Origin of the sequence: Pseudonocardia sediminis (assembly GCF_004217185.1) — a bacterium.
Classification (GTDB): domain Bacteria; phylum Actinomycetota; class Actinomycetes; order Mycobacteriales; family Pseudonocardiaceae; genus Pseudonocardia; species Pseudonocardia sediminis.
In genome coordinates, this window is the sequence record NZ_SHKL01000001.1 from 3978017 (window position 1) to 3997362 (window position 19346).

The window sequence follows — 19346 nt, forward strand, 5'->3', positions numbered from 1 at the left end:
AGCACCCCTGGCCCGTCGGGACGCCGGCGGTCGGGAACGCCGGCCGGTCAGGGCGCGAGCACGAGCGCGACCGCCCCGCAGGTGAGCACCACCATCGACGCGAGCATCGGGTACTGCACGCGCAGCGCCGTCCGCGGCGGGAACAGCCGCACCGCGCGCTCGTGGGCGGCCACCGCGGCGGCGACGTGCCCAAGCACGATCGAGGCGAGCTGCACGGCGGCGATCGCGCCCACGCCGACGACGGTGTAGTCGACGGCGAGGCCCGCGGTGCCGAAGAGGTCCGCACCGGTCCCGAACGGGTCACTGGCCAGCACGAACGGGAGCTGGCCGTCGAAGACGAACAGCGAGAAGTAGTGCGCGACCGCGTACCCGGCCGCGATCGGCACGATGGTGTGGGCGAACGCGACCGGGATCGGCGCGCGGTCGGTCCGCCGCGCCGGCTCGGACCGCCAGGTGCCGAGCAGGTACAGCGCCACGACGACGGCGGTGACCCCGGCGAGCCCGGCGCTCGCCCACAGCGGGCCGCGGGGCACCGACTCCGACCACAGCGAGGAACGGGACAGCCCGTCGAACGCGGTCGTGCCGACCAACACCAGCACCACGGCGACCAGCCCCGGCTGCGGACGCAGCGCCTCGAGGCCGTCGAGGGGGTTGCGCAGCACGAGCCGGCCGTCGGCGCGGCGCCCGATCGGAGCGAGCGAGCCGAGCAGCGTCGAGAAGACCTCGAACCCGTCACCGCGGGCGAACCAGCGCCGGCCGAACACCGCCGCCGCGGCGAGGTGGACGACGGCGTACCCGGTCAGGAACGCGGCCACCACCCGCGGGTCGGCGGGCTCGGGATGGGCCAGCTCCAGCCAGCCGAACGCGGCCAGCGACACCGCGGCGGGCCACAGGCCGACCCGGTGCGGCAAGTCGCGCACACCGCGCTCCGGGTCGAGGCGCAGCACCGCGGCGATCCCGGCGTGCAGGAGCCGCAGCGGGTTCAGCACCCGCCACACCGGCCCGAGCAGCAACGACGCCGGGACCAGGCCGACCCAGAACGTCACGTAGAACGTCCACGGCGCGAGGTTGTCCGGCGTCTCCGGTGGCCCGGCGAGCCCGACCACGACGACGAACAGGGCGAGCAGTGTGACGAGCGAGCACAGGGCGAACCGCGACGAGGGGGCGTCCAGGACCGCGGCGAGCCCCCGCGGGAGCGGGCGTCCACCGTCGGCGCCGTGCAGGCGAGGAGTGCGCCAGAGGACGCCGAGCAGGGCGAACGTGCCGACGAGCACCACGCCCGCCGCGATCGCGGCCAGCTCCACCGGGACCGGCAGGTCCCCTCGGGTACCGACCCCGTGGGCGAGGACGGTCACGACACCTGGAGGGTCGCCAGCTGCGCGCCGGACCCGTGCAGCTCCAGCTCGAACTCGCCGGGGATGTTAGCGGTGAACGCGATCGTGGCCGGACGGCCCGCGGTCAGCGGGGCCTCCCGGTCGTAGCCGTGCAGGTGGGCCTCGTCGGCGACGTCGCTGGTCACGACGATCTGCACGGCCTCGCCGCGGGTGATCGCGACGGTGCCGGTGTCGCCGGTGACCGTCCCTCCGGCGTAGGAGACCCGCACGGTGCGGACGGCCGGGGCGGCGGGAGCAGCGGGGGACGGGGCCGCCGCGGCACCCGCGGGTGGCGGCGTGTCCGCCGCCTGCCGCGGGGCCTCGGCACACCCGGCGACGAGGAGGACGGCCAGGACCGGCCCGAGCAGACCTGCGATCCGCAGGGTCCGGGCGGCGGGTCGGGCCGTGACGAACGGACGGGTCATCGGGAATCCTCGGTCGTGCGGGAGGGGTGGGACGTGTACTCGGGGACGCCGTCGAGCTCGTCGTCGGGGGTCATGGCGCGGAGCACGGCGAAGCCGGTGAGGAACAACCCGAACCCGATCCCGACCGTCGCGACGGTCGAGGCGCGGTCCAGCGTCGGGTCCCAGCCGTAGGGCAGGACTGCCGCGGTGAAGCTCGTGGTGTCGAACGCGGTGACCAGGGCCAGGACGGCACCGCCGATCGAGCAGAGCAGCAGGCCCCACCGTCGTCCGGACACCGTCAGCGCGGCCCCGGCCAGGCCGAGCGCCCAGGCTCCGAGACCGATGCCGGCGGTGCCGAACACGGCCGGCCAGAACCCCAGGTCGACCGGCACCAGCGCCGACCCGAGCACGTGCACCAGGTGCGCCCCGACGGCGGTCACCGTCAGCGCGGCGACGACCAGGGCGAACCGGGGGCGGCGCACCGCGAGCGCGCCGAGCGCGGTCGTCGCCACGGCGAGCACCGCGGCGGCGGCCCACCACGCTCCGGCGGCGGGCGGTGGCGGCCAGACCGTCTCCCCGCGGACGACGACGGTGCCGGCCCCGACGCGCAGCGGCACCGTCCAGGCGACCGGGCCACCGTCGGCGGGCCGGGTCGCCGACGCGGCCGCGATGCGCCGGTCGGCCCAGTGGCCGCGACCGCCCGGCTCCACCACGGGCTCCTCGGCGCGGGCGAGCCCGTCCGGAGCGACGACGTCGACGCGCTCCGGCGTCCCGTTGACGATCCCGAGCCGCGCTCCGCCCTCCACGACGGTGACCACGAGCCCGGGGACGGGCGGGTCCAGGGCGACGACGCGCGGCAGGAAGTCCTCGGACTCCAGGCCCCCGCTGTGCGCCGAGGCGGTCCCCGCGGCGAGTGGCAGGACGACGAGGCCGAGGACGAGCACCAGCAGCGCCCGCAGAGATCTGGTCATGGTCCGGTCTCAGCTGCCGGGAATGAGCCCACGCGGGGTCGCCTCGCCGGTCGGACGCTCAGACCGTTCCGGCTTCCACCGGCCGCGACCCCGCCCGGCGGACGCTGCCGTCGACCAGGGCGCCGAAGACCAGGCCGATCACGGCCCAGAGCACCACCTGGATGCCCAGGGTGGACAGGCGGAAGTCGTAGAGAACGGCGGCCGGGAAGTCCTGCGGCGTCTCGGCGACCGTCGGCAGCAGGGCCCCGATCACGCCGATCACCACGACGTAACCGAGGACGGCCAGGGTGATGCCGTTCCAGGTGCCGAGCCGGGCGACGAGCAGACGCCCGACGTAGACCGCGACGAGCGCCACCGCGACCGAGAGCAGCACCATCAGCACGAACGTGCCGGTGCGCAGGCCGATCGTGCCGTCGTCGCTGGAGGCGGGCGGGTTGGAGGGGTACTTCAGGAACGGCACCAGCACCACGACGACGAACCCGACGACGGCCAGCACGGCCGACGTGGCCCGCGGCGTCAGCCGCCCGATCCGCCCGTACACCGCCGCGTAGACGAGCGCGAAGATCCCGCCGATCGCCACGCCGTAGAGCAGCACGCCGACCCCGAGGCCGATCGTGCTCTGGATGCCCCGGGAGACCTCCGGCGCCTCCGCGGCCTCGCCCGCGGCGGCCGAGACCATGTCCTCGTAGGCGATGCCCCCGTCCAGCGCGGGCTCACCGACCAGGTAGGCGAACACCCAGGCCAGCACGGCGGCGGCCAGACCCGCGAGCATGCCGCGGACCAGCAGCGTCCTCACCATCGTCGCTCGACTCCTCTCCGGCTCGCCGGACTAGTGGCAGGGGAAACCGAGGAGGTGACGGCCGTCGTGGACGAACTCGTGGATCATCGTTCCGGAGAACATCGAGGTCGCGCCCTGGTCCATGCCGACCAGGTACAGCAGCGCCAGCAGGATGACGCCGGCGAAGACGGCGTACGGGGCCAGCGCCCGCAGCGACACGACCGGGACGGCCGGCGCGGCGGGGACGGGGAACGCAGTAGCCATGGGGGCCTCCGGTCCTGACCCGGGGCGGGTCAGACATATGAATACGTGATCAGGTGAAGATCCTGAGACCTGGGCGCCCGCCTGTCAATCGGCCGTCCGCAGCTGTCACCGGACTTTCACCGGCGCCGGGGATCCCCACCCGACCGGGCCGCCGCGATCAGCCGCGGCCGGGCTGCAGCGCGCGCAGGCTCCACCGGCCCGGCTCCCCCACGAGGAGCGTCGTGGACAGCGGGTCGACGTCGATCCGCCAGACCGCGCGCGGGCCGGCACCGAGAGCGTGCGCGACCGCGGCGCGGACGACCACCGCGTCGACCACGGCGACCACCGCTCGGGGCGCCGGACCGTCGCCCTCGCCCGGCGGCCCGTCGATCCACGCGCCGACCCGGGACACCAGGTCCGTCAGCGACTCGCCCCCGTGCGGGGCGCGGGACGGTTCCGCCAGCCACTCCCCCAGACCCTCCGGATCCGTTGCGGCGACCTCGTCGAGCGACCGACCGGCCCAGGCGCCGTAGTCACAGCCGGTGAGACGCGGGTCGACGACCGGGGTCAGCCCCAGCGCCTCGGCGCTGCTCCGGCACCGCACCGACGGCGCGCAGAACGCCACGTCGTGTCGCGGGACGTCCGGCCCCGCCTCGGCCGCCTGCCGGGCGCCGATCTCGTCGAGCGGCTCGTCGGCGGCGAACCGCGCGGCACGTACGGCATCGGTGGAGGCATGACAGACGAGATGGATCCGCACCCCCACACCATCCCCTGCCGGCGGGGTCGAGCGTGGCGACGGCGGTGCCCATGACCGCCCGTCGGCGCCCACCGGCGGGACCCGAGGCGGTGGCGCTCGTGCGGCGATCGTGCAACGGTTGGCGCAGTCGTGATGGAGAAAGCCGTGACGTGTGGTGGCGGCAGTAACTCTCCGTACGACTCGCAACCCGGCGGTTCCTGACGCACTGCGGCACGCATCCGGCTCCGGTCCTCGTGGCGGCACCCACGGAGCCTGCGATGCACGCTGGAGAGGGTCACGATGTTCCCCGCCGAACCCCGGACCGAGCCGATCCCGGCCACCCCGGTCCCCGCCCGCCACATTCCGGACGATCCGCTCCCGGCCGGCCCGTCGCCGTCCGATCCCACCGGCGAGATCGTGGTCACGGTCGACGGCGAGATCGACGGCTGCACCACCTCGGAGCTCCTGGCCCGGCTGATCGACGCCCTGCACGTCGCGGCGGGCCGGACGCTGGTGGTGGACCTGAGCGAGGTGCGGTTCATGGGCGCCTGCGGCATCACGGTGCTCCTGACGATCCGTGCCGACGCGCTCGCCCTCGGCATCCCGCTCGCCGTGGTGGCCGACCAGCGCGCCGTCCTCCGGCCCCTGCAGGTCACCGCCGCCGGCCACGAGCTCGCGATCCACCCGACCGTCGCGGCCACCCGCGGCGGACCCGCTCCGTGACCGGACCGTTCGGCGACCACCTGCCGGGGCACGCGGCGTGAGCGGCGCCACTGACGGCATGATGAGGGGACATCCGCCCCGGTCCCCGGCGGCCGTCGATCCATCGATGCGCCGGTCGCACGACGCTTCGCGCCGACCGGCGGGAACGGCGCCACCCATGCGCACCCGAACGGCACCGCACGTCCTCACCACCGCCTTCGAACCGCGGCACCGAGCGTGACCACCAATCCCGCCGCCGGGCCCGGCGGTCCGCGCCTGACCGCGGTGCCCGCGACCGTCCCGACGGCCGGCGACGGCCACCATGCCGCGATGGCCCGGCACCCGAGCTCCCTGTGCCGGCACCTCGACGAGTATCTGGAGGCGGTCGCCCGCGAGCTGCGTTCGCGCGGGGTCCTCGCCTGTCCGCCACGGCGCTCCGATCCCGCCCGGCGGCTGTTCGGCTCGATCGTGCTCGACTGCACCGCGCCGCTGGTCGACGACGGGACGGGCGACGGCGGCGGGATCCCAGGTGGTGACGTCCCGGGTGGCGGCACCTCTCCCGCCTGCGCCCCGCACCCCGGGCGGCTCACACCCGTCGTCGCGACGTGGGACGAGGACCACGGATGGTGCGTCGGGCTACGCCTCGACGCGCACTCGGCACGCCGCTACCTGTCGACGGTGCTGTTCCCCGCGTCGCACGAGGTCGCCGACTTCGTGGTCGGGCTCGCCCTGGGCCACCCGCTCGGCTCCGAGGAGCCGCCGACGCCGTCCGACCCCGATCCCGGCCCGCGCCACCTGCGGGCCGTCTGACCCCCGACCGCCGGGCCGTGGATCCGGCCCGGCGGTCGACGGATCAGGACCTGGTCGAGTCCTCGCCGCGCGCCGGGGCTCCGCCACCGTCGCGTCCGACCGGGGCGTTGCCGCCCGTGGAGCCGCCGTCCGGGCCGTTGCCGTCCCGGTCGTCGTCGTGGTCGTCGTTCGAGGCACCGGTCACGGCGCCCTTGGCGGGCATCTTCCCGCGGGTGGCCCGCAGGCTCGTGATCGTGACCACCGTGAGCGTCGCGACGATGACGACCAGCGACAGCCAGGTCGGGACCTCGGGGACCGTCTCCGGGAACTCCTCGTGGAAGAACAGCAGGATCAGCTTCACGCCGATGAAGGCGAGGATGAACGCGAGGCCGTAGCTCAGGTGCACCAGGCGGTCGAGCAGCCCGACCAGCAGGAAGTACAGGGCCCGCAGGCCGAGCAGGGCGAACGCGTTCGCGGTGAACACGATGTAGGCGTTCTGCGTGATACCGAAGATCGCCGGGATCGAGTCGAGCGCGAACACGAGGTCGACCGAGAGGATCACCATCACGGTGATGAACAGCGGCGTGACGCCGAACTTGCCGTTGACCTTCCGCGTCAGCTGACCGTCGTGCTTGTCGCCGGCGTGGTTGTCCTCCTCGTGGACCGTCACCACCCGCTTGACGAGCTTGACCACGCGGTTGTCGTGCATGTCCTTCGGCTCCTCGCCGTGCGTGCGCAGCAGCTGCACGGCGGTGTAGATGAGGAACAGACCGAAGATCACGAAGACGAACGCGAACGCGGCGATCACCGCGGCACCGATCGCGATGAAGATCGCGCGCATCACCAGGGCGCCGATGACGCCCCAGAGCAGCACCTTCTGCTGGTGGCGTTTCGGGACGGCGAACTGCCCGAGGATCACCGCGAAGATGAACAGGTTGTCGACCGAGAGACTCTTCTCGACCAGATAACCCGCGAAGTACTCGGTCCCCGACTGTGTCCCGCCGAAGATCGTCAGCCCGATGCCGAAGACGACGGCGACGACGATGTAGATGACGGACCAGAGGGTCGCTTCCTTGAACGACACCTCGTGGGGTGATCGGGCATGCCAGATGTCGATGGCGACGAGGACGACGATGCCGCCGACCGTCGCGGCCCAGACCCAGAACGGGACGGTCACGCGGACTCCTTCGAACGTACGGACGGGCCGCGCTGCGGCATCTCCGCGACAACGATACCGACGTCGGTGTCCGATTCGCGCAGCTAGTCGGTTCTGCGGCCGACATCACCCGGGAATGTCCCCCCGTCGAGCGCTCCCGCGCCGGTCCGGACAGCGTGCCACGATGGCCGTCATGTCCACGGCTCTGAAGTTCGGCTGGCTCTCCCCGGTGATCGGCAATCGCGACAGCGACTACCGGCCGATCGCCCAGTACCAGGACCGCGACATCCTCCCGGTCGCGCTCCCGCACTTCGACTCGCTGTGGCTGGCCGACCACTTCTACGGGTTCGACGCCAAGACCGACCCGTTCCTCGAGGCGTGGACGACGCTGACGTGGCTGGCCGCCCGCCACGACAACGTCCAGCTCTGCCACCACGTCCTCGGCCACGGCTACCGCCCGCCGGCGCTCACCGCGAAGATGGCCGCCACGCTGCAGGTCCTCTCCGGCGGACGCTTCGTCCTGGGCATCGGGGCCGGATGGCGTGAGGACGAGTACCGCGCCTACGGCTACGACTTCCCGAAGCCCTCGGTGCGCTTCGCCCAGCTCGAGGAGGTCGTCGCGATCTGCCGCCTGATGTGGACGCAGGAGAACCCGTCGTTCTCCGGGACCCACTTCAGCATCGACGGCGCCGCCGCCCCGCCGCTGCCCGACGTCGTCCCTCCGGTCTGCATCGGCGCCGGCGGGGAGAAGATCGGGCTGCCGCTGGTCGGCCGGATCGCCGACATGTGGAACGCCCCGTCACGCGGCACGGTCGAGGACTGGAACCGCAAGCTCGGGATCGTCCACGACGCGGCCGGGCGGGCCGGGCGCGACCCGGCGTCGATCGAGGTCTCGGTGACCCTGGAACGCCCGTTGCCGGAGACCGACCAGGACTCCGAGAAGCTCGTCGAGGAGCTCGACGCCCACCGCGGGCGCGGCGTCGGCCACGTGGTCATGGACTTCGGGAACCCGCGGTCGACGGAGCCGGTGCTGCGCTTCGCCGAGCAGGTCATCGCACCCCTGCGCGCCTGACGTCGGAGTCGCCCGCCAGCGGGACGAGGTGCGCGGCGGCCATCTGCATCGTCGCCCGGTGCACGGCGACCGGGGCGTCGGAGGGCTGGGCCTGCACGACGATCTCGTCCGCCCACGGCACGGCCGGGTCGTCGGCCCAGTCGGCGGCGATCTCGTCCGGCGTCCGGCCGGGGTGGACCAGCCGGGACAGCAGCACCCGTGGCCGGCCCGCCGCGTAGGTCCAGTAGCGCGCCAGGTCGGCGGCGACCCCGGCGTCGGTGCCGTCCGGGTTCCTCGCCGGACGCCCGGAGATCACGCCCATCCCGCGCGCGGCCGCGTCGTCGACGCTCGCGGACGAGCCGGTCGCCCACCAGAGGTGCTCGCGCAGCGACGGCCGGGCCGGGACCAGGTCGGGCTCGCCGAGCCGCTCGCACAGCCGGTCGACCACGGAGCGGCAGTCGGCGTGACGGCGCTCGTGGTCGCGCCCGGAGCGGGCGGACGCGACCGGGTCCGCGCCGGCGCCGACACCGAGCTCGACCCGTCCGCCGCTGATCTCGTCGAGCACGGCGGCGTCCTCGGCCAGGCGCAGAGGGTCCTCCAGCGGGGCCGCGACGACGCCGGTGCCGAGCCGGATCTCCCGCGTCCGCGCCGCGACCGCGGCCAGCAGGACCAGCGGTGACGGCAGCGTCCCGCCCAGGTGCCCCGCGTGGTGCTGGGCGACCCAGAACGAGGAGAAGCCGAGCTCCTCGGCGAGGACGGCGAGCTCGATCGTCTCGCGATACACGTTTGCCGGATTGCCTCCGGCGACGTGGGTGAGGTAACCGAGCCGCACGCGACGACCGTAGCGCCCACTCCCCGGGCCCCGTCGGCTACCCGGACATCCGAGGCAGCGCCTAGAGAGCAGTGCTCTTGTTTCTGGCCGGCGGCTGTGCCACTCTCAGAGCAGTGCTCGCGTTTCAGAGCATCAACTCGGATCGATCGGAGCCCGCCATGACCGCAACACTCCCCCGCACCCGCCGCCGCCCCTCCCGGACCGCGGTCGTCTCGGCCGCGGCCGTACCGCTCCTGGTCGTCGGCCAGTTCGCGATGCTGGCCGTCGTGCCGGTGGCACTGGTGCTCGCCGGCACGCTCCGCGACGCCCGGCTGCGGGCGCTGCGCTGGTGGGCGGCGGCACTCACCGCGGCCTACGCCGTCCCGCTGACCCTGTGGGCGATCGGGCTCGATCGCGCCCCGAGCCTGTCGAAGGACATGCACCCGGTCCTCGCGGCACTGGTCGTCGTGGCCGCGGCGGCCTACGTCGTCACGTACCTGTTCGTCCGCCGGAGCCGCGGGACGACCGGCGACAGCTGACATCACACCTCAGTGAGGGTTCGTTCCACTGATGGGGTAGACATCTCCCGGGATCACGAGATCCCGACGCTCCCCCGTCGAAAGGCCCCACGCATGGGCGAGTCCAGGCTGTCCCGTCGCACGCTCCTCATGGGCGCCGGAGTGGGCGCCGGAGCGGGCCTCGCGCTCGCCGCCGGCGCCGTGACGGCGTCCGCCGCCACGTCGACCCGGGCGTCCCGGGCCCCGGCGGTGACCGAGCAGCGGCGCCGGGCCGTCGTCGTCGGGACGGGCTTCGGCGGCGCCGTCACCGCGCTGCGGCTGGGCCGCGCCGGGGTGCCGACGCTGGTGCTCGAACGCGGGATCCGGTGGCCGGTCGCGCCGGGCTCCGAGACGTTCCCGCACATGTTCTCCCCGGACCGCCGCGCGGCGTGGCTGAGCCCGTCGACGGTGCTCACCGGGTCGCCGCCCGCGTTCTGGAAGCCCTACACCGGGGTGCTGGAGAGGGTCCGCGGCGTCGGGATGGACGTGTTCTGCGGCGCCGGTGTCGGCGGCGGGTCGCTGGTCTACCACGGGATGACGATCCAGCCCCGGGCCGACCACTTCGCGGCGTCGATGCCGTCGGTGCTGGACTACGACGCGTTCGACCGCGACTACTACCGCCGCGCCGAGGCGGTCCTGAAGCCCGCTCCGATCCCGGACGACGTGCTCGCCGCGCCGTCGTACAAGTCCTCGCGGATGTTCCTCGACCGCGTGGCCGAGGCCGGCCTGGAGCCCTACCGGGTACCGATCCCGATCGACTGGGACGTGGCCCGGCGCGAGCTGCGCGGGGAGATCAAGCCCTCCTACACCACCGGCGACGTGCTGTACGGGGCGAACAACGGCGGCAAGAACACCGTCGACCTCACCTGGCTCGCCGAGGCCGAGGCCACCGGCCGGGTCGAGGTCGCCACGCTGCACCGCGTCGCCGACATCGAGCGCGACGGCGCCGGGAAGTGGGTCGTGCACGTCGAGCGCATCACCACCGACGGCGACGTCGCCGAGCGCATCCGGATCACCACCGACGCCCTGTTCCTCGGCGCCGGGTCGGCCGGGACGAGCCGCCTGCTGGTCAAGGCGCGGGCCAAGAACCTGATCCCGGACCTGCCCGAGGAGGTCGGCGCGAACTGGGGCAACAACGGCGACCGGATCTTCAGCTGGACGCCGGTCGGGGACTCGCCCGGGGCGCTGCAGGGCGGGCCGGCCTGCGTCGGGGTGCGGGACTGGGACAACCCCGCCGGCCCGATCACCATCGTCAACGGCGGCGTCCCGTTCCCGACCGATCTGGGGACCACCAGCGTCATCGGCTTCTCGATCGTCGAACCCCGGGGCGTGTTCCGCTACGACCCGGTCTCCGACGACGCCCGGCTGCACTGGAGCCAGATCTACGACGCGGAGCAGACCGCCGCCACCACGAAGCGGATCCGGCGCATCCTCGGCGGCGGGAAGCTGGTGCAGGGGCTGGCCGACATCACGTTCGACACCAGCACGGTCGAGACCACGACCTACCACCCGCTCGGCGGCGCGACCATCGGATCGGTGTGCGACGCCCACGGCCGGGTGCTGGGCCAGCGCGGCCTCTACGTCAACGACGGCGCCCTGATCCCCGGCAGCACCGGGGCGTGCAACCCGTCACTGACGATCGCCGCGCTCGCCGAGCACAACATGGATGACGTCGTCGCCCGCGACGTCGGGACGGTGTTCTGACCTCGGCACGGTGTCCGGAGGACCGCCCGGCCGCGGCGGAGTCGGTGATCACGCCGCACCGGTGGTGACGTGGGCGGTCGGCGCGGCCACACTGACCGGGATGGAGGGTGCGACCCGGGTGCTGCTGGTGGAGGACGACCGCACGATCGGTGACGTCCTGCGCTCCACCCTGTCCGAGAGCGGCTACGACGTGCGGTGGGAGACCAGCGGGTCCGGGGCACTCGACGCGGCCGGGTCGGGCCCCGTCGACCTCGCCCTGCTCGACCTCGGGCTCCCCGACCTCGACGGCGTCGACGTCTGCCGCCGTGTCCGGGCGATGCGCCCGGAGGCGATCATCGTCATCCTCACCGCGCGGACCTCGGAGATGGACGTCGTCCTCGGGCTGGAGGCCGGGGCCGACGACTACCTCACCAAGCCGGTGCGCATCGCCGAGCTCCTCGCCCGGGTCCGCGCCCACCTGCGCCGCTCCGGCCAGACGGGCGGGGCGCCGAGCCTGGAGATCGGGGACCTCGGCATCGACGTCGGAAGCCGCCGGGTCACCGTCGCCGGCACCGAGGTCGCGCTGCGGACCAAGGAGTTCGACCTGCTCGCCCGGCTGGCCCGCGAGCCGGACGCCGCCGTGAGCCGGGACGTGCTCATGGCCGACGTCTGGGACGAGCACTGGCACGGCCCCACCAAGACCCTCGACGTGCACGTCGCCGCCGTGCGCAAACGCCTGTCCGGCTTCCCCGGCCGGCGGGTCCCGGTGATCACCACGCTGCGCGGCTACGGGTTCCGTCTCGAGCTGCCGGGGACGGAGACGTGAGGTCCCGGATCGTCGGGCTGGCGCTCACCGCCGTCGCGTTCGCGGTGGCGCTGTTCGGGATCCCGCTGGCGATCGGGCTCGCCCACCTCGCGGTGACCGAGGAACAGGCCTCGATGCAGCGCCTGGCCGGGTTCACCGCCCGCTCCGTGCAGGACGACATGTCGCACGACCGCACCCCGTCGGCTCTTCCCGACGGTCCGGACGACACCGACATCGCCGTCTACGACGGGGACAACGACCTGGTCCTCGGCGACGGCCCCCGGCGCGGTGACGCGTCGGTCGAGTACATCCTCAGCGACCGGTCGACGTCGCGGCCCGACGACGGCGACCTGACCGTCACCACCCCGGTCCGCGACGGGGAAGACATCATCGGGGCCGTCCGCGTCAGCACGCCGACCTCGGCGGTCTACGGCGGCCTCCTGCCGGTCTGGCTGGGGATGGCCGCGCTGGCCGGGATCGTCCTGGTGGCGGCGTGGCTACTCGCCCGACGCCTGGCCCTGCGGCTGTCCGGGCCGCTGGAGCGCATCGCCGCCGACGCGGACCGGCTCGGCGACGGGGACTTCGGGATCCGGCCCCGGCCGGCCGGGATCGTCGAGATGGACCGGGCCAGCGACGCGCTGGGCCGCACCGCACGTCGTCTGGACGACCTCCTGGCCCGGGAACGGGCGTTCTCCGCCGAGGCCTCGCACCAGCTGCGCACCCCGCTCGCGGGTCTGCGGCTGCGACTGGAGTCGGTCGTCGACCACCCGGAACGGCTGACCCGCGAGACCGTCGAGGACGGCCTGGCCTCGATCGACCGCCTCGAGCGCACCATCGACGAGCTGCTCGTCCTCGCGCGCGAGCGGCAGGTGCGCTCCGCCCCCGCCGACCTCGCCGCGCTGCTGGCCGAGGCCGAGCACGAGTGGAGCGACCGGCTCGCCCACGAGGGGCGCTCCATCACCACCGCCCGCCCGTCCGACCTGCCGGACCCGGACGCCTCGGCCGCCGCGGTCCGCCAGATCCTCGGGGTGCTGCTAGACAACGCGTGCCTGCACGGCGCCGGCGCGGTGTCGATCTCGGCCCGGGAGGCCGGCGAGAGCGCGATCGCGGTCGATGTCGCCGACGACGGCCCCGGGATCCCCGCCTCGGCGCTGCTGGGCGAGAACGGCTCGCAGGGCATGGGGCTGCCGCTGGCCCGGCGCCTGGCCGAGGCCGAGGGCGGGCGGCTCACCGCGCGGCAGTCGCCCTCGGTCGTGACGCTGCTGCTCCCCCTCGGGCCCCACGACGCGGCGGGCGCCCCCGGACCCGCCCGCGACGCCGCCGCTCCCCCGGAGCTGGACCGGACGCGCTGAGAGTTCGCCGGTACGACGGTGTTTTTACCGTCTCCTAACCTTCGGCTACAGCTCCGCTGGAGATCGACTCCCTACCGTCGTGAGGACAAGCACGCCGGTGCCGTCCGCATCCGGCCGCGACGACGGAGGGCACGCGATGACCGCATCCCCCGGTACCTGCCGGAGCGGGCCGGTGACACCGCACCAGCGGATCGTCGGCACGCTCGTCGACGACCCGGTGCTGGCCGCGCTGGGCTTCGACCACCGGACGATCGGCGCCGAGCCGCCGCAGGGCCGCCCCGGTCTGCGGGTCAGCTGGTCCGGCGACTGGTGGCTCGCCGCGTCGGGCATGGCCGGCACCCTGACCGTCGAGCCGACCGGTGTCACCGCGGGAACGCGGGCCGTCGTCCTGGAGCGGGTCGGGACCGCGCTCGCGCAGGCCCACCGCGCCGGCGGGCCGGTGCAGGTCCGGCGGACGGGCGAGACGTCCTTCCTCGTACTCGCCCCTGCCGAGGGAAGCCGCACCGCCGTCTCCGCCGCTCCGCCGATCGTACGACGGTGATCGGGACCGACCGGGCCGAGGAGGCCCGCGACGAGACGTTCCTCCTGCTCGCCGGACACGACGGCCTCGCCTCGCTCGGCTTCGGTTACGCGAACATCGTCGCGACCCGCGTCGACGACCCGTCGCCGGTCGTCGGCGACACCGACGTCCTGGTGCTGCGCTGGGGCCCGGCCCACCCGCTGGGCGACGGCGCCGTCCGGCAGCGCGTGTGCCTGTCCGTGCTCGGCCCGACCGCCCGGTCCTCGGCGCTGCGCACCTGGGAGGTCCTGTCCGTGGCCGGCGACGCGCTGCTGTCCCGGCAGGCGGCCGACCCGGCCGGGACGTCGATCGAGGTCTCCGCGCCGCACCTGCAGCAGGGCCTCGTCGGCCGCCTCGTCACGACCGGCTTCGACGTCCTGACGCACTCCTGAAGCATTCCCGACCCGTACTCGGTCGCACCGGACCTCCTGCGCGCCGATCTTGTTTGGGCATCATACTTGTGGTTAGGCTGCCCTCATGAAGCGTCTCGCCGCGGGTGCGGTGGTCCTCGTGATGGCCCTGTCCGGCTGCTCGTCGTCGAGCACGCAGCCGGCTGCCGGGCCCGGTACCGGCCCGGCGTCGTCGGGGTCGTTCCCGGTCACGGTCGAGCACTCGCTCGGGACGACCACGATCGAGCGGGAGCCGGCCCGCGTCGTCACCCTCGGGCCCTCGGACGCGGACGTCACGCTCGCCCTGGGCGTGGTGCCGGTCGGGATCCACAGCCGGTACGGGTTCGACCGGGGTGTGGGCCCCTGGGCGGTGGCCGCCCTCGGTACCGCGGCCCCGGCCGTCACCAGCGGCCGCCAGGTCGACTACGAGACGGTCGCGGCCCTGCGCCCGGACCTGATCGTCAACGTCGGGTCCGGCGGCGAGAAGGAGGAGCAGGACACGCTGTCCCGGATCGCGCCGACGGTCGCCCTGCCGAAGGGCGCCGAGCCCTACGCACCGAGATGGCAGGACGCGACCCGGCTGATCGCGCAGGCGCTGGGCCGGCCGGAGCAGGGCGACCGGCTGGTCACCGACACCGAGGGCTATCTGCGCCGGGTCGCCGCCGAGAACCCGGGATTCGCCGGGAAGACACTGACCTACCTCGACGTGGCCGGGGGCGAGGTGTTCGTCGGGGGCCGGGAGACCACCGTCGTCACGACGATGCGCGAGCTCGGCTTCCGCGACACCCCGTACGTGCAGGGCCTGCCGCCGGAGGAGGTGCAGTCGAAGCTCTCGCCCGAGCTGCTGCCGCGGGTCGACGCCGACGCCGTGCTCGTCTACCCGCTCGACGGGAACGGCGAGCGGGTCCTGCGCGACACCCCCGGGCTGGCGACCCTGCCGGCCGTGCGCGCGAACCGGGCCGTCGTGCTGCCCGACCTCGCGCTCTCGGCACCGTCGGTGCTGTCCATCCCGTACGGCGTCGACCGGGTCGTGCCCTCGCTGCGGACGGCTACGGGCTGATCACGTTCTCCGGCCCGAGCGACATCGCCGCCCGGTTCGCCGGGAGGTCACCGCGGGCGAGCAGCCCCTCCATGCCGTCGACGAGGGCGCGCACGGTCCAGCCGAACAGCTCGCCCGGCCGGTCGGGGTCGTCCTGGTAACGCCGGCTCAGCGCGTTGTCCGCGGCCGCCAGCGCCACCGAGGTGACCCGGCTGAGCAGCACGTACGCCTGCTCCGGACCGAACTCCGGGGCGACGGCAAGGAAGCGGGCGATGCTCGTGTCGAACACCGCGAGGGTGTCGGGGTGGTACGGCCCGTCGAGCAGGTAGCGCTCGATCCCGGGGTGGCGGTGCGCGAGCCGCCAGGCGTTGTCGGCCACGTCGAGGAGGTGAGCCTTCCACCCCCGCTCCGGGTCGGGCGCGGGCGGGAAGGACGCGTGGGCGCGGGCCGCGGCCCGGGTGTAGAGGTCCTCGCGGTTGCGGACGTAGCGGTAGATCGCCATGTCGGTGACCTCGAGCGACCGCGCGACCCCGGCCACGCTGAACGAGCCGAGCCCGAGCGCGATCGCGGTCTCCAGGATGCGGTCCAGGCTCAGCACGCCGAGGACGTTACTGCCGCCGACACCGCCCGGTGGTCCCCGACCTCGAGCCAGCGGACGTCGGTGTCGGTGCCGGTCAGACCGCCGAGGGAGAGCAGGTGGTCGAGCTGCAGGCGCGGCTCGGCCGCGGGGAACGTGGGCCCGTGGACCAGCCGGTCCCCTCCGGTGACGAACGCCGGCAGCGGACCGACGAGGTTGAGATCGCCCGCCACCAGGACCGGTCCCGGCAGCCCGGAACACCAGGTGCGGATGCGGTGCAGCTGCCGGGTGGCGGTGTGCGGGGCGAACGACAGGTGCGTGCCGACGACGGTGAGCCCGTCCAGCTCCGCGGCGACCGCGATCCGCGGTTCGTCCGGGAACCACCAGGTGCGGACCTGGCCGGTGCCGGGGTCCGGTGCGCGCAGCGGCAGCTTGGCCCGTCCCGCGGTCAGGCCCAGGACGTGCCAGCGCCGCACCGGCACCCGGGAGAACAGCGCCACGCCGTAGCGCGGGCCGAGCACCTCGTCGCCGGGGCCGCGCAGCCCCACCGGGTCGACCGGTGTCCACGACCGGACCGAGTCGGGCTCCGGCGTCCCGGCGACGGTCGCGGCGAAGCGCCAGTCGGTCGCGCCCAGCCCCTCGGCGACGGCCAGGGGCTGGTCGACGCCGTACGAGCGTGGCTGCCCGACGTCCACCTCCTGCACCGAGACGACGTCGGCGCCGAGCTCGGCCACCGCCGCGGCGAGCTCCGGAGCCGACAGCGACTCCCCCGTGACGTCCCGTCCGGACGCGAGGTTGACCGTCGCGACCCGCATGGGCGCCAGTGTGCGGGCCACAGGCGGTTCCCGCTGGTGAACTGCCTGCCGCCGGGCCCGTTCCCGCGCGGTGGTCCGGCCCACCGGGTCCGGGGTCGGCCGCGGCGAATAATGCGACCGTCCGGGTCGTTGCACCCGGTGTGCGCCTGTCGTTGCTGGACCGATCGCGGACCCGTTCCGGGGAGCCCGAGTCCGCCGCCCTGCGCCACACCCTGGAACGGGCGCAGCGGGCCGAGCAGCTCGGCTACCACCGGTTCTGGGTGGCCGAGCACCACGCCGTCCCCGGGATCGCCAGCGGCAGCCCGCCGGTGCTGATGGCGGCCGTCGCCGCGGCCACCGAACGGATCAGGGTCGGCTCCGGCGGGATCATGCTGCCGAACCATCAGCCGCTGGTCGTCGCCGAGCAGCTCGCGATGCTCGCCGCACTGCACCCGGGCCGGATCGACGCCGGCGTCGGCCGCACACCCGGCTTCACCGAGCCGGTCCGGCGGGCGTTGCGCTCGGACGGCGCCGACGACGGGCACTTCGGTGCCGACCTCGACGAGCTGCGCGCCTATCTCGACGGCACCGCCTCCGTCACCGTGCGGCCGCGGATCGAGCAGCCGGTGCCGGTGTTCCTGCTGGCCACCGGCGCCGGGCTCGCCGTGGCCGGGGACCGCGGGCTCCCCGTCGTGGTCGGCGGGCCGGTGCTCGACGACCGGGCGGCGCTCGAGGACTACCGGCGCCGGGCCGGGGAGGACGCGTACCTCGTCGTCTCCGCCGACGTCCTGATCGGCGACCCCGGTCTCGCGCTGTCCGAGACGTGGGCGATGGCCGTCGCCCGCAGCTCCGGGGAGTTCCCGCCCCTGGAACCACCGGACCCGGACCGCCGGATGACCGACCGGCAGCGCCGCGACGTCGACCGGGCCCTGGCGCGGACGACCGCCGGGGACGAGGACACCGTCGCGGAACGCCTCGACGCCCTCGTCGAGCGCACCGGCGCCGACGAGCTGCTGGTCACGTCGTCGACGTTCGACCTCGACGCCCTCGCCGCCTCCGACGCCCGGCTCGCCGCCGTGCTCTCCGGCGTCACCGGGCACGTGCCCGCCTGAGGATCGGCGCCGTCCGCCAATCCTTTGATCGGCAGATCCAATGGAGCCTCTGACCGCTCCTGCGCCTCGTTAGCGTCGCTGACGTCCGTCCGGTGGGACCGGACGATTCCACGAGGTGAGGCGTTCGCGTGCGCGCAGACCATGACATCGACAGCCCGGCCACCGCCCGTCCGGCCACCGACAGCCCGGCCACCGACCGTCCGGCCGACGCCGGATCGTCCCGGCGGGAAAGTGAGCCCCGGCGCAAGGCCGTCAGCAGCCCCTACATCCACCGCCTGCAACGCCGCCACTTCCTGCTTTTCGACGTCGCGCCGATCATCGGGACGGTGGCCGCGGTCGCGCTGCTGTGGGTGTGGCCGCTCCGGACCCTCGACGTCGTGCTGCTGCTGTCGTTGTGGCTGCTCACCGGGATGGGCATCACCATCGGCTACCACCGGCTGTTCACCCATCGCACGTTCCGGACCGGGCCGCGGGTCACCTCGACGCTGGCCGTCCTCGGCTCGATGGCCGGGCAGGGCGGGGTGGTGTCGTGGGTGGCCCTGCACCGCAAGCACCACGAGTACAGCGACCGCGAGGGCGACCCGCACTCGCCCAACCTCGCCGGGAGCGGGCTGCGGGGACGGCTGCGCGGGCTGGCGCACTCGCACTTCCTGTGGATGCGCCGCCACGACTACCCGAACATCGACCACTACGCACCCGACCTGCTCCGCAACCGCGCCCTTGTGCGCGTCGCGCGGCACTACCACTCGTGGGTCGCGCTGGGCCTGGTCTTCCCCGCGGTGGTCGGCGGCGTGGTCGGGCAGAGCTGGGCCGCCGCGCTGACCGGGCTGCTCTGGGGTGGCCTCGTCCGGATGTTCGTGCTCGAGCACATCGTCTGGGCGATCAACTCCTTCCTGCACATGTTCGGCACCCGGCCGTACGCGTCCCGGGAGAACAGCCGCAACGGCGGGATCTTCTCGCTGCTCACCCTCGGCGAGTCCTGGCACAACAACCACCACGCGTTTCCCGAGTCGCCGTCGTTCGGCCTCGACTGGTACCGGTTCGACCCCGGCTACTGGCTGATCCGGACCCTGGCGGCGTGCGGTCTCGCGCACGACCTGAAGGTGCCCACCGCGGCGCGGATCGCGTCGAAGCGCATCACCGGAACCGCGTCGGCGCCCGCCGACGCCGCAGCATGAGGAGCGAGCACGTGGACACCAGCCGCGACGCCATCAGCACGTGGTGCCGGGAGTACCTCGCGGACCTGCTCGAGGTGCCCGTCGACGCCGTCGCGCCGGACGCGGACTTCGACCGGCTCGGCGTCGACTCCGCGCTCGCCGTGTCGCTGCTGATCGACATCGAGGACCGCTACGGCGTCGACCTCTCCCCCGAGTCGCTGTTCGAGAGCCCGCGCCTCGACGCCGTCGTCGACATGCTGCACGCCCGGCTGCGGCAGCCGGTCGCGTGACGGGGAGCAGCGTCGCGG

At 74.1% G+C, this 19346-nt stretch carries 23 protein-coding genes; 13 read left to right on the forward strand and 10 right to left on the reverse strand.

Annotated elements, in window-relative coordinates:
- Positions 1 to 47 precede the first annotated feature (47 nt).
- The 6 genes from EV383_RS18360 to EV383_RS18385 form a co-directional block, all read right to left on the reverse strand.
- A complete protein-coding gene (locus EV383_RS18360) occupies positions 48 to 1355 on the reverse strand; it encodes a hypothetical protein (protein ID WP_130291047.1) in 1308 nt (435 codons plus the stop codon).
- The gene (locus EV383_RS18365) at positions 1352 to 1798 is read right to left on the reverse strand and encodes a hypothetical protein (RefSeq protein WP_130291048.1); all 447 of its coding nucleotides are present in this window, start codon (positions 1796 to 1798) and stop codon (positions 1352 to 1354) included. Before EV383_RS18365 ends, EV383_RS18360 begins: the two co-directional genes overlap by 4 nt.
- Positions 1795 to 2748 carry a hypothetical protein gene (locus tag EV383_RS18370; protein WP_130291049.1) on the reverse strand — a complete coding sequence of 318 codons (954 nt, stop codon included), beginning with the start codon at positions 2746 to 2748 and terminating at the stop codon, positions 1795 to 1797. The genes EV383_RS18365 and EV383_RS18370 overlap by 4 nt, the downstream gene beginning before the upstream one ends.
- Positions 2749 to 2806: 58 nt before the next feature.
- Positions 2807 to 3547 (reverse strand): CbtA family protein, encoded by a 741-nt coding sequence (locus tag EV383_RS18375; RefSeq protein ID WP_130291050.1) that lies wholly within the window; start codon positions 3545 to 3547, stop codon positions 2807 to 2809.
- Positions 3548 to 3577: 30 nt separating this feature from the next.
- Positions 3578 to 3790 carry a CbtB domain-containing protein gene (locus EV383_RS18380; RefSeq protein WP_130291051.1) on the reverse strand — a complete coding sequence of 71 codons (213 nt, stop codon included), beginning with the start codon at positions 3788 to 3790 and terminating at the stop codon, positions 3578 to 3580.
- Between the two features lie 157 nt (positions 3791 to 3947).
- Positions 3948 to 4526 carry a histidine phosphatase family protein gene (locus tag EV383_RS18385; RefSeq protein WP_242623185.1) on the reverse strand — a complete coding sequence of 193 codons (579 nt, stop codon included), beginning with the start codon at positions 4524 to 4526 and terminating at the stop codon, positions 3948 to 3950.
- Positions 4527 to 4805: 279 nt separating this feature from the next.
- On the opposite strand from EV383_RS18385, the gene EV383_RS18390 reads away from it, so the two are divergent.
- Together EV383_RS18390 and EV383_RS18395 are read left to right on the forward strand one after the other, a co-directional pair.
- Positions 4806 to 5228 carry an STAS domain-containing protein gene (locus EV383_RS18390; protein ID WP_130291053.1) on the forward strand — a complete coding sequence of 141 codons (423 nt, stop codon included), beginning with the start codon at positions 4806 to 4808 and terminating at the stop codon, positions 5226 to 5228.
- Positions 5229 to 5444: 216 nt separating this feature from the next.
- A complete protein-coding gene (locus EV383_RS18395) occupies positions 5445 to 6017 on the forward strand; it encodes a hypothetical protein (RefSeq protein ID WP_130291054.1) in 573 nt (190 codons plus the stop codon).
- 43 nt (positions 6018 to 6060) lie between these two features.
- Here EV383_RS18395 and EV383_RS18400 read toward each other — a convergent pair whose 3' ends face one another.
- Positions 6061 to 7173 carry a TerC/Alx family metal homeostasis membrane protein gene (locus EV383_RS18400; protein WP_130291055.1) on the reverse strand — a complete coding sequence of 371 codons (1113 nt, stop codon included), beginning with the start codon at positions 7171 to 7173 and terminating at the stop codon, positions 6061 to 6063.
- A 172-nt stretch (positions 7174 to 7345) separates the two neighbouring features.
- Here EV383_RS18400 and EV383_RS18405 point away from each other — a divergent pair, with 172 nt between their 5' ends.
- Positions 7346 to 8224, forward strand: a complete 879-nt coding sequence (locus EV383_RS18405; protein WP_130291056.1) for an LLM class flavin-dependent oxidoreductase — start codon at positions 7346 to 7348, stop codon at positions 8222 to 8224.
- Here EV383_RS18405 and EV383_RS18410 read toward each other — a convergent pair.
- A complete protein-coding gene (locus EV383_RS18410) occupies positions 8202 to 9035 on the reverse strand; it encodes an LLM class flavin-dependent oxidoreductase (RefSeq protein ID WP_130291057.1) in 834 nt (277 codons plus the stop codon). The two genes, EV383_RS18405 and EV383_RS18410, sit on opposite strands and share 23 nt — an antisense overlap.
- A 158-nt stretch (positions 9036 to 9193) precedes the next feature.
- Here EV383_RS18410 and EV383_RS18415 point away from each other — a divergent pair, with 158 nt between their 5' ends.
- The 7 genes from EV383_RS18415 (at position 9194) to EV383_RS18445 (ending at position 15419) form a co-directional block, all read left to right on the forward strand.
- Entirely contained in the window at positions 9194 to 9553 is a 360-nt protein-coding gene (locus tag EV383_RS18415) for a hypothetical protein (RefSeq protein ID WP_130291058.1), read from the forward strand.
- Between the two features lie 93 nt (positions 9554 to 9646).
- Positions 9647 to 11275, forward strand: a complete 1629-nt coding sequence (locus tag EV383_RS18420) for a GMC oxidoreductase (protein ID WP_130291059.1) — start codon at positions 9647 to 9649, stop codon at positions 11273 to 11275.
- A gap of 100 nt (positions 11276 to 11375) precedes the next feature.
- The gene (locus EV383_RS18425; RefSeq protein ID WP_130291060.1) at positions 11376 to 12080 is read left to right on the forward strand and encodes a response regulator transcription factor; all 705 of its coding nucleotides are present in this window, start codon (positions 11376 to 11378) and stop codon (positions 12078 to 12080) included.
- Positions 12077 to 13411, forward strand: a complete 1335-nt coding sequence (locus EV383_RS18430; RefSeq protein WP_130291061.1) for a sensor histidine kinase — start codon at positions 12077 to 12079, stop codon at positions 13409 to 13411. The genes EV383_RS18425 and EV383_RS18430 overlap by 4 nt, the downstream gene beginning before the upstream one ends.
- A 136-nt stretch (positions 13412 to 13547) precedes the next feature.
- Positions 13548 to 13952 carry a hypothetical protein gene (locus EV383_RS18435; RefSeq protein WP_130291062.1) on the forward strand — a complete coding sequence of 135 codons (405 nt, stop codon included), beginning with the start codon at positions 13548 to 13550 and terminating at the stop codon, positions 13950 to 13952.
- Positions 13949 to 14362: a hypothetical protein gene (locus tag EV383_RS18440; protein ID WP_130291063.1), complete on the forward strand. Its 414-nt coding sequence runs from the start codon at positions 13949 to 13951 to the stop codon at positions 14360 to 14362. Before EV383_RS18435 ends, EV383_RS18440 begins: the two co-directional genes overlap by 4 nt.
- A gap of 85 nt (positions 14363 to 14447) precedes the next feature.
- On the forward strand, positions 14448 to 15419 hold the full coding sequence (locus tag EV383_RS18445; RefSeq protein ID WP_130291064.1) for an iron-siderophore ABC transporter substrate-binding protein: 972 nt from the start codon (positions 14448 to 14450) through the stop codon (positions 15417 to 15419).
- Here the strand turns inward: EV383_RS18445 and EV383_RS18450 are convergent.
- Together EV383_RS18450 and EV383_RS18455 are read right to left on the reverse strand one after the other, a co-directional pair.
- Entirely contained in the window at positions 15409 to 15996 is a 588-nt protein-coding gene (locus EV383_RS18450) for a TetR/AcrR family transcriptional regulator (protein WP_130291065.1), read from the reverse strand. The genes EV383_RS18445 and EV383_RS18450 overlap by 11 nt on opposite strands.
- Positions 15990 to 16790: an endonuclease/exonuclease/phosphatase family protein gene (locus tag EV383_RS18455; RefSeq protein WP_130291066.1), complete on the reverse strand. Its 801-nt coding sequence runs from the start codon at positions 16788 to 16790 to the stop codon at positions 15990 to 15992. Before EV383_RS18455 ends, EV383_RS18450 begins: the two co-directional genes overlap by 7 nt.
- Before the next feature lie 152 nt (positions 16791 to 16942).
- Here EV383_RS18455 and EV383_RS18460 point away from each other — a divergent pair, with 152 nt between their 5' ends.
- The 3 genes from EV383_RS18460 (at position 16943) to EV383_RS18470 (ending at position 19328) form a co-directional block, all read left to right on the forward strand.
- On the forward strand, positions 16943 to 17881 hold the full coding sequence (locus tag EV383_RS18460) for an MsnO8 family LLM class oxidoreductase (protein ID WP_242623186.1): 939 nt from the start codon (positions 16943 to 16945) through the stop codon (positions 17879 to 17881).
- A gap of 128 nt (positions 17882 to 18009) precedes the next feature.
- On the forward strand, positions 18010 to 19059 hold the full coding sequence (locus EV383_RS18465) for an acyl-CoA desaturase (RefSeq protein ID WP_242623187.1): 1050 nt from the start codon (positions 18010 to 18012) through the stop codon (positions 19057 to 19059).
- A gap of 11 nt (positions 19060 to 19070) precedes the next feature.
- Positions 19071 to 19328, forward strand: coding sequence for an acyl carrier protein (locus EV383_RS18470; RefSeq protein ID WP_242623188.1), 258 nt, complete (start codon positions 19071 to 19073; stop codon positions 19326 to 19328).
- Positions 19329 to 19346: the final 18 nt, after the last annotated feature.